The organism is Microbacterium sp. FW305-3-2-15-F-LB2, assembly GCF_058787255.1.
In genome coordinates this window covers 173,332-186,584 of record NZ_JBYSZO010000001.1, presented here as the reverse complement: position 1 = coordinate 186,584, position 13,253 = coordinate 173,332, and the positions used below count along the sequence as shown (strand labels likewise).

Sequence of the window (13,253 nt, the reverse complement as noted above, 5' to 3'; positions counted from 1 at the left end):
ACACCGGCCACAGAATGCCGAAACTCAGGAGTTCGGCGCGGCTCGGCGCGGCGCGGCACCCCGCTGCTGCAACGGCAGCGCGGCCGCAGCCGCCCCGGGCAGAATGTGCCGGGCGGCCGGCGTGGGGCGGGAAACCCCGGGCCCGGGGCCTCCGGCCGGGCCGAACTCCGGAGAAACCTGCCACCCACGGCCCCGACCACAGACGCACAGGCCCCAGACCGCCAAGAGTCAGGAGTTTGGCACTGCGGGTCGGCATCCCCGATGCCCTCCCCCGGGCAGAACGTGCCGGTCGGCCGGCGCGGCGCCGAGGAGCCCCGAGGTTTCCGGGCCGGGCCAAACTCCGGAGAAACCCGCCGCCCACAGCCAGAACGCCGGTCACACCGGCCACAGGATGCCGAAACTCCGGAGTTCGACACGGCACGGCGCGGCACAGCGCGGCGCGGCGTCAGACGTGGAAGACCGTATGGACGTCGCCGCCGAGCACCTCGCGGCCACCCAGGACGTCGATCTCGAGCAGCACCGCGGTGCCGGTGACGTCGCCGCCGAGGCGCGCGACCAGGGCGCGGCCGGCCTCGAGCGTGCCACCCGTGGCCAGCACGTCGTCGAGCAGCAGCACGCGCGTGCCGTCGGGGATGTCGTCGTGCATCTCGATCTCGGCCGTGCCGTACTCGAGCGCGTACGAGACGGACGCCGCCGGCCGGGGCAGTTTGCCCGCCTTGCGGATGGGCACGAGCCCGACACCCGCCGCGACGGCGGCGGCGCCGGCGAGAAGGAATCCGCGCGCCTCGATGCCCGCGACCACGTCGAACCGTCCGGCGAAGGGCTCGAGCAGCGCATCGATCGTGGCGCGGAGGGCCTCGGCATCCGCCAGCAAGGGCGTGATGTCGCGGAACGTCACCCCCGGCTCGGGGTAGTCGGGGATGCTGCCGATCAGCGATTCGGCACGGGCGAGGGCGGAGGCGTCGGGCACCGCCCCAGCCTAGACGCGGACCTCGTCCCACTTCTGGCGAATCATGTCCCGATGGTGGCCGAATGCGGGGCGCCGAAGTGGCAATAAGTGGGACATGGTTCTGCCGCCGCGAGAACGCCGCCGGAGCTCGCCCCACTGCAAGCGCTTGCACTAACGTGGACCGCATGACTTTCACGCAGGAGGACCCGCGCCCCGAACTCGTGTCCACCCCCGGGTCCGAGTGGTGGCGCACCGCTGTCATCTACCAGATCTACCCCCGCTCGTTCGCGGACGCCTCGGGCGACGGTCTGGGCGATCTGCCCGGCGTCTCCGCGCACCTCGACGATCTCCACGAACTGGGGGTGGATGCCATCTGGCTCAGCCCCTTCCAGCGGTCGCCGCAGAAGGACGCGGGGTACGACGTCGCCGACTACCGCGACGTCGACCCGATCTTCGGCACGCTCGCCGACTTCGACGCGATGCTCGCGGGTGCGCACGAGCGTGGCATCCGGGTCATCGTCGATCTCGTGCCCAACCACTCCAGCGATCAGCACGTGTGGTTCCAGGAGGCGCTGAAGGCCGCGCCCGGCAGCCCCGAGCGCGCGCGGTACATCTTCCGCGACGGCAAGGGCGAGAACGGCGAGCTGCCCCCGAACAACTGGGAGTCCGTTTTCGGCGGCGGCATGTGGAAGCGCGTGACCGAGGCCGACGGGCAGCCCGGCCAGTGGTACCTGCACATCTTCGACGAGTCGCAGCCCGACTTCGACTGGACCAACCCCGAGGTGCGCGCGGAGTTCCGCGACATCCTGCGCTTCTGGCTCGACCGCGGGGTCGACGGATTCCGCGTCGACGTCGCGCACGGCCTCATCAAGGCCGACGGCCTGCCGGATTACACGCCCGACCCCGAGGGCGGGTCCATGGGTGGCGACGACGAAGAGGTGCCCTACTGGGGGCAGCCCGGCGTCCACGAGGTGTGGCGCGACTGGCACGAGGTGCTCGCCGAGTACGACGGCGACCGCGCCCTGTGCGCCGAGGCCTGGCTGCCGACCGTCGCGCAGACCGCGCTGTGGGTGCGCCCTGACGAGATGCACCAGGCCTTCAACTTCCACTACCTCGAGACAGCCTGGGATGCCACGGCCCTCCGCGCCGTGATCGAGGAGTCGCTGGACGAGTACGGTGCCGTCGGCGCGCCGAGCACCTGGGTGCTGTCGAACCACGACGTCGTGCGTCACGCGTCGCGGCTCGCACTGACGGCCGAGAACCCGCAGGGCGCGGGCATCGGACCGAAGTCCCCGGGCCAGCCCGACCCGGTGAAGGGCCTGCGCCGCGCCCGCGCCGCGACCTCGCTGATGCTCGCACTGCCCGGATCGTCGTACCTGTACCAGGGCGAGGAGCTGGGCCTTCCCGAGGTCATCGACCTGCCCGACGACGCCCGCCAGGACCCGACGTGGTTCCGCACCAACGGCGAGCGCTACGGCCGCGACGGCTGCCGCGTCCCGATCCCCTGGACCGCGGACGCTCCCGCCTACGGCTTCAACGACACCGGTGCCGCCTGGTTGCCACAACCGGCGGAGTGGGCGGAGTTCGCTCGCGACGCGCAGCGTGACGACCCGGCATCCACCCTGTCGCTCTACCGTTCGCTGCTCGCCGAGCGTCGCGCGCGGGGCCTCGGCGCGGGGACCCTGGAGTGGCTCGAGGGGTACGGCGACGACGTCGTGGCGTTCCGCAACGGAGAGATCACCGTGGTCGCCAACCTCGGCGACTCCGCCGTGGACCTCCCCGCCGGTGATGTCCTCGTCGCGAGCGGTCCGCTCGACGGCGCCACGCTCCCCACCGACACGACCGTCTGGATCGCCGCGGCCTGAGCCGTGGCATCCGGGATCCGCGAGACCGTGGTCGGCATCGACGAGGTCGCCCGCCGGGCGGGCGTGTCGACGGCCACGGTCTCGCGGGCCCTCAGCGGCCGCGGAGCCGTCTCGCCCGCCACACGGCAGCGCGTGCAACGAGCCGCGGACGAACTGGGATACGTCGTCTCGGCACCCGCGTCGGCCCTCGCGACCGGACGCACGCGCGCGATCGGCGTCGTCGTGCCGTTCCTGGACCGGTGGTTCTTCAGCACGGTGCTGGCCGGCATCTCGGACGCGCTCGTGCGCCGCGGCTACGACATCACCCTGTACAGCGTCAGCGGCGAGCGCGCGGAACGCCGACGGGTGTTCGACGACCACCTTCGCCGCCGCCGCATCGACGGGGTCATCACGATCGCCCTCGAGTTGGATGCCGCGGAGTCCACGCTGCTGCGGGGCCTGGGCATCCCCGTCGTGGCGATCGCGGGGCCGACCCCGCTGCTCACGACACTCACGGTCGACGACCTCGCCGTGGGGCGTCTGGCCACGCGGCACCTCCTCGGCCTCGGGCATCGCCGCATCGCGCACATCGGCGCCGACGCGACGACCGACGCCGTGTCATCCGTCCCGGCTCTGCGGCGTCGAGGCTTCGTCGAGGAGATGGATGCCGCCGGTGCGACGCCGGCCTTCGCCGCCGGCGACTTCACGATCGAGGGCGGATCCGCCGCGGCGCGGCTGCTCCTCGGCGACGCCGAGCGCCCGACCGCGATCTTCGCTGCGTCGGACGAAATGGCGATCGGGGCGGTGCTCGCCGCCCGCGAGGCGGGGTTGCGGGTACCGGAGGACGTGTCGATCATCGGCGTCGACGGCAACGACCTCGGCCGATGGTTCGGCCTCACGACCGTGGATCAGTTCGCCCGCGGCCAGGGCGAGAAGGCGGCAGAAGCCGTGCTCGCCGAGCTCGACGGCGCCGAGCCCGTCACCCGCCGCGGCACCCTCCCGTTCGCGCTGCTCGAGCGCGGGTCGACGGCGCCACCGGGCTGAGGCCGAGCCAGTCGCCCGCACGCGGACACAACGAAGGAAATCCGCCCGGTGCGGCTGCGACGTTCCACGGCGGTGACGCCCCGATTCCTTCGTTGTGTCCTCGGGCTATCGCCCGGCTCTCAGCGGATCCGGCCCACCAGGTCGTCGCGCGTGAGGGTGTCGGCCTCGGCGAGAACCGCGCGGGCGGCATCCCGGGCGTCCTCGACGTTCCACAGCAGCACACCGACGACCCGGTCGTCGTCGAGGTAATAGACGACGCCGCGGTCGGGCTCGACCCAGTCCTCGACCGTCTCGAGCGAGGAGTCCAGCGTGCCGACGGCCTCGTACCGGATGCCGAACACCGCCGAGTAGTAGTACGGCGTGTGGGTGTAGGGCTCCCCGGCGCCGGCGAGGTTGCGCCCCGCGGCCCGGCCCATCTCGTTGGCGTTGTCGACGTGCTCGACGCGGCGACGTCCGAGCAGCCGGTCCGGGTAGCTGGCCACATCCCCGGCGGCCCACACGTCGTCGACCGACGCCCGCAGCTGCGCGTCGACGACGACCCCGTCGTCCACCGCGAGTCCCGCGGCTTCGGCGAGATCGGTCGCGACCTCGATGCCGAGACCGCTGACGACCGCGTCGGCGCGCACCTCGTCACCGCCCTCGAGTGCGAGCCGCACGCCGTCGGCATCCACCTCTCCGCCCTCGACCTTCGAGCCGGCGACGATCTCGACCCCGGCGTCGCGGAACAGCTTCTCGAACCGCTCCGCGAGCGCGGGCGGGAACACGGCGTCGCCCAGCACCGCGCCGGTGTGGATCAGGACCGTATCGACGCCGTTCTGCACCAGGGCGGCCGCGAGCTCCGAGCCGATGTATCCCCCGCCGACCACGGCGATGCGGTCGACGTCGTGCGCCAACGCGCGCAGCCGCCGGTAGTCCGCGGCGGTGCGGAACGTCAGTGCGCGCTCACCGTTCGACGCGTCTTCGATCGGGAGGGGCACGGGGTGCCCGCCGGTGGCGACGAGGAGCTTGCCGTAGGAGAACGTCTGGCCGTCGGCATCCACTTCATGCGCGTCGGGACGGATCGCGGTTGCGGGAGTACGCAGACGGATGTCCGCGCCGGTGTCGTCGGCGGTGTTCAGCGGCACCTTCTCCCACGTGAACTCGTCGTCGGTCCACAGCTTCTTGCTGAGGGCGGGACGTGTGTACGGCTCGTCGATGTCATCGCTCAGGATGCCGATCGACCCGTCGGCATCGAGCTCGCGGATGCCGCGCGCAGCAGTGTCGGCGACCATTCCGCCGCCGACGATGAGGTAGTCGAAGTGTGTCGAGGCCATGCCTCCACCCTCTGCGCCTCGCGCGCTGCGCCGGGACGGGTTGCGGGCGTCCGCGGCATCCGGTAGTCCCTCACGGGCCCGCTTCCATCCAGTGTCCAAGACACGCCGCGTGGCGAAGGACACGTCCGGCGTGTCTTGGACAATCAGACCGGAGGGTGCGCCGCATAGGCTCGGGAGCATGAGCGTCGACCTCGAAAGCCTCTACACCGACCTGCACGCGCACCCCGAGCTGTCGTTCCAGGAGACGCGGACCGCGGGCGTCATCGCGCGGCACCTCGCCGACCTGGGCCTCGAGGTCGAGGAGGGCGTCGGCCGCACCGGCGTCGTGACCCGGATCGACAACGGCCCCGGCCCCGTCGTGTGGCTGCGCGCCGACATGGACGGCCTCCCGGTCGAGGAACAGACGGGCCTGGCCTACGCCAGCACCGCGCGGGGCACCGATCCGGCGGGCAACGCCGTGCCCGTGATGCACGCGTGCGGGCACGACATGCACGTCACCGCACTCATCGGCGCGCTCGAACGCCTCGTCGCGACCACGTCGGAGTGGTCGGGCACCGTCGTCGCGGTGTTCCAGCCGGCCGAGGAGTACGGCGCAGGATCCCAGGCGATGATCGCCGATGGCGTGCTCGACCGGTACCCGCGCCCCGACATCGTGCTCGGTCAGCACGTCACCCCTCTCCCCGCCGGCACGATCGGCGTACGACCGGGCACGCAGATGGCGGCGTCGGACGGCCTCACGGTCGTGCTGCACGGCCGCGGCGGGCACGGCTCGCGCCCTCACTCCACGATCGATCCGGTCGTCATGGCCGCCGCGACCGTCATGCGGCTGCAGACCGTCGTCTCGCGCGAGGTCGACCCGCGCGACGTCGCCGTCGTGACGGTCGGCTCGATCCACGCGGGGCTGAAGAACAACATCATCCCCGCCGAGGCGAAGCTCGAGTTGAGCCTCCGCTACCCCGACGACGCCGCTCGGGCACGGGTGATGAGCAAGGTCGAGCGGATCATCCGCGCCGAGGCCGAGGCATCCGGAGCCGAGCAGACCCCCACCATCACGACCGATCACACGCTGCCGCCCACCATCAACGACCCGGATGCCACGGCCCGCCTGACCGCGGCCTTCCGTCGGGCGTTCGGCGAGGCCGGCGTCGTCGACCCCGGCATGTTCACGGGCAGCGAGGACGTGTCGTGGTTCGCGCGGGAGTCGGGCGCCCCGCTCGTGTTCTGGTTCTGGGGCGGCGTGGATCCGCAGACGTACGCGGATGCCGTGGCCGGCGGCACGGTCGAGCGCGACATCCCGACCAACCACTCGCCGTTCTTCGCACCGGTGATGCAGCCGACCATCGACCGCGGCGTGGAGAACCTCGTCGTCGCCGCGCGGGAGTTCCTGGACTGATCGGAGCTCCCGTGTGAGGGTGGAGGGGACCTGTGGGGAGGCGACCATGACCATCACGCGGAACGAGACCGACGAGAACACGCTGCTCCCGGGGGCGGCGGTGATCGTCGGCATCCGGTCGCTCCTGATCTGGGCGATCGTGGCGGCGACGATGCTCGCGGTGTTCCTGCGCGGTTCGATGAGCAGCTGCTCGGGGGGTGTGACCGGCAGCGGGGGGTTCCTCGACGCCGACGGGCAACCGACCGACACCGCGCCGATGTGCGGCTCGGTGACGTTGAGCGCGAACCCGCTCGTGTACGTCGCGATCGGCCTGATCGTGGTGATGTCGTTGACGCGGATCCTGGGTCGCGCCGACACCATCGACGCCGCCCTGCGCATCATCAACAATGCCCGCATGGTGATCGTGGTGCTCACACTCGTCACGTTCGTCGTGGGGTACGGGGCGATCATGACGATCCGAGTCGACGACTGGAGCAGCTACTCGCTGCTGTACCCGTTCCCGTTCGCGACGTTCGACATCGCGACGCACCCGATGGGCGCGACCGGCTGACGCCCGCGTTTCAAGCCCCCTTCCGCCGCGCCCGCCGCGCGCTACGGTCGCGGACGTGACGTTCAACGACAACGCCCGCGTCGGCGGGAACTCTGCGAAGCGCCGAGGTGGCACGGTCGCCGCCGTCGGCGGCGGGGCCGTCGGGCTCGGCGCAATCGTCGTGCTGCTGATCTCGATGTTCACCGGCACCGACCTCACGGGGCTCATCGGCGGCGGTGGCGAACCCGCCGCGCCCCAGACCGGCGGCGAGCGCATCGCGAACTGCGAGACCGGGCAGGATGCCAACCGCAACGACGACTGCCGCCTCGCGGCCGCGTCGCTGAACATCGACCAGTTCTGGGGCAACACCCTCGAGGGGTACCGCGAGCCGCAGCTGATCATCGTGGACGGCTCCACGTCGACGCAGTGCGGCACGGCCTCGAACGCGACCGGTCCGTTCTACTGCCCGCCCGAAGAGACCGTGTACGTCGACCCGACGTTCTTCGCGCTGCTGCGCGAGCAGTTCGATACGACCGCGGGTCCGCTCGCCCAGCTGTACGTCCTCGCCCACGAGTACGGGCACCACGTGCAGAACCTCATCGGCGTCATGGAGCAGCACCCGAACGACGGCACGGGACCCGCGAGCAACGGCGTCCGTACCGAGCTGCAGGCCGACTGCTTCGCGGGCGCCTGGGTGGCCGACGCCGGCGACCAACGAGACGAGAACGGGACGCCCTACCTCGAGCCGCCTACGACGCAGCAGATCTCGGACGCCCTGGCGGCAGCGGCATCCGTCGGCGACGACCACATCCAGGCCGAGTCCGGCGGAGTCGTCAACCCAGAGAGCTGGACCCACGGGTCGAGCGAGCAGCGACAACGGTGGTTCGAGGAGGGTCGGGCCGGCGGCGTGAACGCCTGCGACACATTCGCGGTGCCGGCGGGGAGTCTGTAGGGCCAGCCGGCGCTCTGCCCCCTGAGCCGCGTCCCACTTCTGGCGGTGCATGTCCCACATATCGCCGCTGCAGGACGGCCGAAACGGCAATGTGTGGGACGAGGTCACCCCGTCACGGCAGTCGGGGCAGCGCTGAGCGGAGGTTCGCCCGTCACGGCAGTCGGGGCAGCACTGAGCGGAGGTTCGCCCGTCACCGCAGTTGGGCCAGCGCCGAGCAGAGGGCGCGCGACGTCAGCCGGCTCCCCCGCGCAGCGCCTCCCACGCGTCGTGCGCGGCATCGGCGAACGCCTCCACGTCGGGAACGGCGACAGGGTCGACGCAGAAGCCCACGCCGAGCCAGCGGTCGTTCGAGATCGCCGCGACCCGCAGCGCGTGGTGGGGCGCGGGCTCGGACGACGTGTAGACGTGGGTCACGCGTCGCCCCGACACGGCGACGGGAACCCGCGGCCCCGGCACGTTCGACACCGACAGCGCGAAGGCGCGCGGACCATCGGCGAGGCCGCGCAGCACGTTCCCCATCGGCCCGACCGCGCGGAACAGCTCGTCGAGCGACCGGGCGTCGCGATCGCGCTTGCGTTCGCGGGTCTGGGCGCTGAGCAGATCGAGGCGGCGCAGATCATCGGTCTCCGCCAGGCAGAGGTCGATGTCGACGAACGAGTCGCGGTTGCCGGCTGTCGTGGCATCCTCCCCCGCCTCGTGAAGGCTCACGGGAACCTGGACGTTCAGGTGCGGCACGTGGCCGCGGCGCTCGAGCACCCGACGGACCGCGCCTCCCACGACGGCGAGGAGCACGTCGTTCACGGTCGCGTGCGCGGAACGCGATGCCCCGACCGCGTGCGCCTCCGCGAGCGGCACGTCCGCGAAAGCGAGCGCCCGCCGCGCCGTGAGCGGGCGGTCGAACGGCGACCGCCCACCGGGGTGGCCGAGTTCGCGAGCCAGAGTCAGCGGCATCCGTTCCAACTCCCGCCAGCGCGACGGTCGCGCATCGGGATCCCGGATGCCGACGGCATGCGCCGGAGCGTCGTGCGGCTCGAACACCACGGCGTCGAGGAACCGCACGGCCGTGATCCCGTCGGCCATCGCGTGGTGGAGGCGGATCGCGAGGGCCTCGCGACCGTCGGCCAGCGGTCCGATGAGGTCGAGCGTCCACAACGGCCGCGACCGGTCGAGCGGTTCGGACATGAGCTGCCCCACCACCGCGCGGAGTTCTGCCGGATCGGCAGCGGGGAACCGCCGCACGTGCGCCGCGATCTCCGGTTCCGCGTCCTCCCACGTCGGCGACGCCGAGCCCACGACGCGCTGCCGTGCTCGCGGGAACGCGCCCAGGCGAGACAAGACGCTCGCGCGGACGGCATCCAGATCGAGCACCGCGCCGGGCTCCAGAAGCAGCAGCTTGAGCGCGTGTCCGCGCACCGCATCGGATTCGAGCGCGAGGATGCGCGCGTCGTCCACCGAGAGGGGCTCCCCCATGGCGTCAACGGTAGCGGGCCGACTCAGCCCAGCGGATACACCCGCAGGTGGCCCTCGCTCACGTCGACGGACAGGTCGTCGGCCGCCGGGGAGAGGACGGCACTGAACACCCCGGCAGAGGACGACAACTCCAGGACCTGCCCGTCGAGGATGATCCGCACCCCCTCGCCGACCGGGATGTCCCACTCCCTCGCACCCACGTGCACCGTGGCTTCTGTCGCGTCCCTCTCGACGACGAAAAGTTCCGCTCCGCCCGACGACACAGTCAGGCGACCCGCAGGAGCCGCCCACTCGATGTCGGCCGCGAGCCCCGTCACCCGCCCGTCGGCGGCGAGTGCACCGCGGTGACGTGCCACGTCGGGATGCGGCTCGGCGGTAAGGAGGGCTCCCCGGCGGCCGAGGCGATACGGAAAGCTGTGCGCTCCCTCCCACCCGGCGGCGTGATCGCCGACCCCGCGGATCCAGAACTGCACACACGGTTCCCCGTCGGCATCGAGGAATAGCGACGGCGCGTACAGACCGTCGCCGTACGTCAGGCGCCCCCACGCTTCGGCGTCGAAGCGATCGCCGTCGAACCCGCCGATGGCGTACCCCGCGTAGTGCAGCACGTCGGCGTCCCACACCGACGAGATCATCACGTCGCGGCCGTCGAGGGTGACGAATTGCGGGCACTCCCACAGCGCACCCATCCACACCGGCTCGGTCACCTGGGTGGAGCGTTCGAGCACGATCCCCCGGTACTCCCACCCCCGCAGGTCGGGAGAGGTCCACGACAGGGCCATGGCCGTCCCGTCTCGGCCCGCCGCACCGACGAACATGCGCCAGCCGTCGCTGTCGCGCCGGATGAACGGATCGCGGAACGCGATGAGGTCGAGGTCGGGCGGCGCCGTAACGACCACGTCGCCCTTCACCCACGGTCCGTCGAGGCCGCCCTCCGGCGTCGCGACGCGCACGCGGCCGATGCCGAAGTCAGGCTCGGTGATGGCGGTGTAGAAGATGCGGACGTCCTCGCCGTCGACCACGAGGCATCCGGTCCAGATCCCGTCATCGCCGTCGTTGGGCGCGAGCACGACCGCGCACTCGGTCAGCGAGAGCAGGTCGGGCCCGCTCGCGTGCCCCCAGTGGCAGCTCGGGGCCCACTCGACCCGGTCGGGGACGTACTGGAAGAAGGCGTGGTACTCGCCGTCCCGCCACGTGATCCCGTGGGGGTCGTTGATCCAGCCCGAGCGGGCGGTGAAGTGCAGTGAAGGGCGCATGGAGGGTCCTCAAGACAAGGGTCCCCGAGGGGAGGGGTGGCGGGAGGTCAGGCGCGGGGAGCCGCAACCGACTCGCGCTCGACCAGGGGGCATGGCAGCAGAGTCGGCGGAAGGGATGCCGCGCGCCCGTCCGATCCGTCGATGACCGCATACAGCGCGTTTACTGCCCACGCCCCCATCTCGTAGTGCGGCAGGGCGACGGTGGTCAGCGGCGGGAACAAGCTCTCAGGGATCGGAGCCTGGTCGTCGAAGCCGACCACCGACAGATCACCCGGAATCGACAGGCCGCGTTCACCAGCGGCCCGGTAGGCGCCCATTGCCATGCGGTCGTTGTAGCAGAAGAGCGCGGTGGGTGCGGCGTCCAGAAGCGCGTTGGCGGCGCTATACCCGCCGCGGGCGTCCGAGCTCCCGTCGACGACGAGTCCCGCGGTCGACAGCCCCGCCGAGGCCATCGCGTCGAGGTAGCCACGGAGGCGGCCGCGCGTCGCCGGGACGTCCTCGGCGCTGGCCGCGAAAGCAATGCGACGGTGTCCGCGCGCGACCAGCATCTCAACGACGGCGACCGCTCCGGCCCGCTCGTCAGGGAGGACGGCGGGCAGGATGCCAGTGCTGTCACGTGCACCGATGAGTACGGCCGGACGCGCAGAAAGGTTCTCGGGCACGACGATCTCGTCGTGATAGACGGTGGCGTAGATGATGCCGTCGACCTGCCGGTCTAGGAACGCCTGCACCTGGACCGGGGGAACCTCCGGCTCGGGATTCAACTCGGAGTTGATGATCGCCAGCGTCAGGTTGTGGCGACTCGCCTCTTCCTGGGCGCCGAGGATGATGCGACCGGCGTGCGGAGTCGTCGCGATCTCCTCGGTGAGGAGCCCGATCATCTCGGACGCCTGGGTGCGCAGGCCTCGCGCCAGGCGGTTGGGGCGGTAGCCGAGCTCCTCGGCCGCCGCGCGGACACGGGCAGCGGTCTCTTCGTTGACACGGGTGTGCGGGGTGGCGTTGAGCACGTGCGAGACGGTCGTCTGCGACACCCCGGCGCGCGCGGCGACATCACGGATCCCCGCCGTCTTACCGCTCCGCCGCGTCTCGGTCATCGTCGCCCCCCTCACGTTCGTACCATCTTCTGCCCCGGCGCGGTGCCGTGCGGTGCCCGGACGGCCGGAGTGAAGCGCACGGCGTTCATCTCCAGGTCGACGTCCACCTCGTCCTCGGTTCCCGAGTCGAGCACGGTATTTCCCGTGGATGCCGGGTCGACGCGGACCGTGACGATTTCGAGTGGCCGCGCGTCGGCGGTCGACAGCAGCGCCTCGACCTGCGCCTCGAACGCGGAGTCCTGCGAGCCGGGGTCGACGTCGGAGGCCACGGCGTGGTTGTCAGATACCCGGTTTCCGCGCCCGGCGGCGACCCGGATGATCACGGGCGGTGCGCCCATTGGCCGCACCCGAGACATGGCGACCACCTCCGAGAAGTGGTTGCCGATGATCGAGTTGCCGTCGCCGTCGATATGGACGAGCCCGAACGCGTCGTCGTATCGCCCCTCGACCCCCAGGAACGGTGTCCAAGGCTCGTGGTCGCGCAAGAAGTGATTGGATGCCACGAGGTTCTCGGAACTCCCGGCGGCGAGGACCACCATGCCCGGGTAGAACGAATGCAGCCGGTTGTTCGTCACGCTCGATCGGGTTACCGCGTGCAGCGAGACGCTACTGGCTCCGCGGGGGAAGACGTTGTTCGCGGTGATCAGCAGCCCGCCGTGGTTCTCCGCGTAGATCGAGTGCCCCGCGAAACCCGCGCCGATGAGGTTGTCGGTGATCTTCGACGCCTGCCCCCAGCCGCGTAGCTCGACGCAGCTCCCGCACTCCGCGATGAAGTTGTCGTGGATCGACAGCGCATCGGCGTTGTAGATCGTGAGGGCGTTCTCGAGGTAGACGAAGCCCATGCCGTTCACCCGGAACGAGTCGTTGGCATCCTGGACGAAGATCCCGGTCTTGCCATTGACGTACGAGTTCTCGACGTTGTCGTCAGGGCCTGGTGCGGTGAAGTGCAGGCCGTCGATGCAGAACCCGCTGAACTCCACCGAGCTGATCCGCGGGCTGCCCGTGCGCGCCACGAGGAACGCGGCTCCGGACGCCTCGTCCCCGGGGCGCGGGTCGTCGAGGTCCACCATGACTCGGCTGCCGCCGGGCCACAGCTCGTGGAGATCGGGCCACTCCGTCTCAGGGACGTTGAACCGGATGCTCGAGGACGTGAAGCCGTGGCCGGCTCCCTCGATGCGCAGGAAGCTGATGTCGATCACGACCTGCGTGCGGAGCCGGTAGTCGCCCGGCGGGATCTGGATGACGGCCCCGGGACGACCGCCGTCCTCGACGTCGCTGTCGCGCTGACGCTCCTTCACGTCGCGGAGGATGTCGTTGATGACGGCACCGATGTCATGGGCGGCGTCCCCAAAGGGCCAGACGGTCACGTCATAGCGATTGTTGTGCGGAGGCATCAGGGGTTTTCCTTT

11 protein-coding genes are annotated in these 13,253 nt (G+C 71.1%); 5 read left to right on the top strand and 6 right to left on the bottom strand.

Annotated features, from left to right (window positions below):
• Positions 1-445: 445 nt before the first annotated feature.
• Positions 446-970, bottom strand: coding sequence for an adenine phosphoribosyltransferase (locus AC3WLZ_RS00930; RefSeq protein WP_412923227.1), 525 nt, complete (start codon positions 968-970; stop codon positions 446-448).
• Between the two features lie 164 nt (positions 971-1,134).
• Here AC3WLZ_RS00930 and AC3WLZ_RS00925 point away from each other — a divergent pair, with 164 nt between their 5' ends.
• Both AC3WLZ_RS00925 and AC3WLZ_RS00920 read left to right on the top strand, forming a co-directional pair.
• On the top strand, positions 1,135-2,814 hold the full coding sequence (locus tag AC3WLZ_RS00925; RefSeq protein WP_492468683.1) for a glycoside hydrolase family 13 protein: 1,680 nt from the start codon (positions 1,135-1,137) through the stop codon (positions 2,812-2,814).
• A 27-nt stretch (positions 2,815-2,841) separates the two neighbouring features.
• Positions 2,842-3,837 (top strand): LacI family DNA-binding transcriptional regulator, encoded by a 996-nt coding sequence (locus tag AC3WLZ_RS00920; RefSeq protein ID WP_492470930.1) that lies wholly within the window; start codon positions 2,842-2,844, stop codon positions 3,835-3,837.
• Between the two features lie 119 nt (positions 3,838-3,956).
• On the opposite strand, the gene AC3WLZ_RS00915 is transcribed toward AC3WLZ_RS00920, so the two are convergent.
• Complete coding sequence (locus tag AC3WLZ_RS00915; protein WP_492468682.1) at positions 3,957-5,150, bottom strand: NAD(P)/FAD-dependent oxidoreductase; 1,194 nt, start codon at positions 5,148-5,150, stop codon at positions 3,957-3,959.
• A gap of 178 nt (positions 5,151-5,328) precedes the next feature.
• Between AC3WLZ_RS00915 and AC3WLZ_RS00910 the strand changes: the two genes are divergently transcribed.
• From AC3WLZ_RS00910 to ypfJ, 3 genes are read left to right on the top strand one after another with little or no spacing between them, the layout of a single operon-like run.
• Positions 5,329-6,543 carry an amidohydrolase gene (locus tag AC3WLZ_RS00910; RefSeq protein WP_492468681.1) on the top strand — a complete coding sequence of 405 codons (1,215 nt, stop codon included), beginning with the start codon at positions 5,329-5,331 and terminating at the stop codon, positions 6,541-6,543.
• A 46-nt stretch (positions 6,544-6,589) separates the two neighbouring features.
• On the top strand, positions 6,590-7,093 hold the full coding sequence (locus AC3WLZ_RS00905; RefSeq protein ID WP_492468680.1) for a hypothetical protein: 504 nt from the start codon (positions 6,590-6,592) through the stop codon (positions 7,091-7,093).
• A gap of 55 nt (positions 7,094-7,148) precedes the next feature.
• Entirely contained in the window at positions 7,149-8,024 is an 876-nt protein-coding gene (ypfJ, locus tag AC3WLZ_RS00900; protein ID WP_412923220.1) for a KPN_02809 family neutral zinc metallopeptidase, read from the top strand.
• A 231-nt stretch (positions 8,025-8,255) separates the two neighbouring features.
• Here the strand turns inward: ypfJ and AC3WLZ_RS00895 are convergent, their stop codons facing one another.
• From AC3WLZ_RS00895 to AC3WLZ_RS00880, 4 genes are read right to left on the bottom strand one after another with little or no spacing between them, the layout of a single operon-like run.
• A complete protein-coding gene (locus AC3WLZ_RS00895; protein ID WP_492468679.1) occupies positions 8,256-9,494 on the bottom strand; it encodes a wax ester/triacylglycerol synthase domain-containing protein in 1,239 nt (412 codons plus the stop codon).
• Between the two features lie 23 nt (positions 9,495-9,517).
• Positions 9,518-10,750, bottom strand: coding sequence for a glycoside hydrolase family 32 protein (locus AC3WLZ_RS00890; RefSeq protein ID WP_492468678.1), 1,233 nt, complete (start codon positions 10,748-10,750; stop codon positions 9,518-9,520).
• Positions 10,751-10,797: 47 nt separating this feature from the next.
• Complete coding sequence (locus tag AC3WLZ_RS00885; protein ID WP_492468676.1) at positions 10,798-11,844, bottom strand: LacI family DNA-binding transcriptional regulator; 1,047 nt, start codon at positions 11,842-11,844, stop codon at positions 10,798-10,800.
• 11 nt (positions 11,845-11,855) lie between these two features.
• On the bottom strand, positions 11,856-13,238 hold the full coding sequence (locus AC3WLZ_RS00880; RefSeq protein ID WP_492468675.1) for a NosD domain-containing protein: 1,383 nt from the start codon (positions 13,236-13,238) through the stop codon (positions 11,856-11,858).
• Positions 13,239-13,253 lie beyond the last annotated feature (15 nt).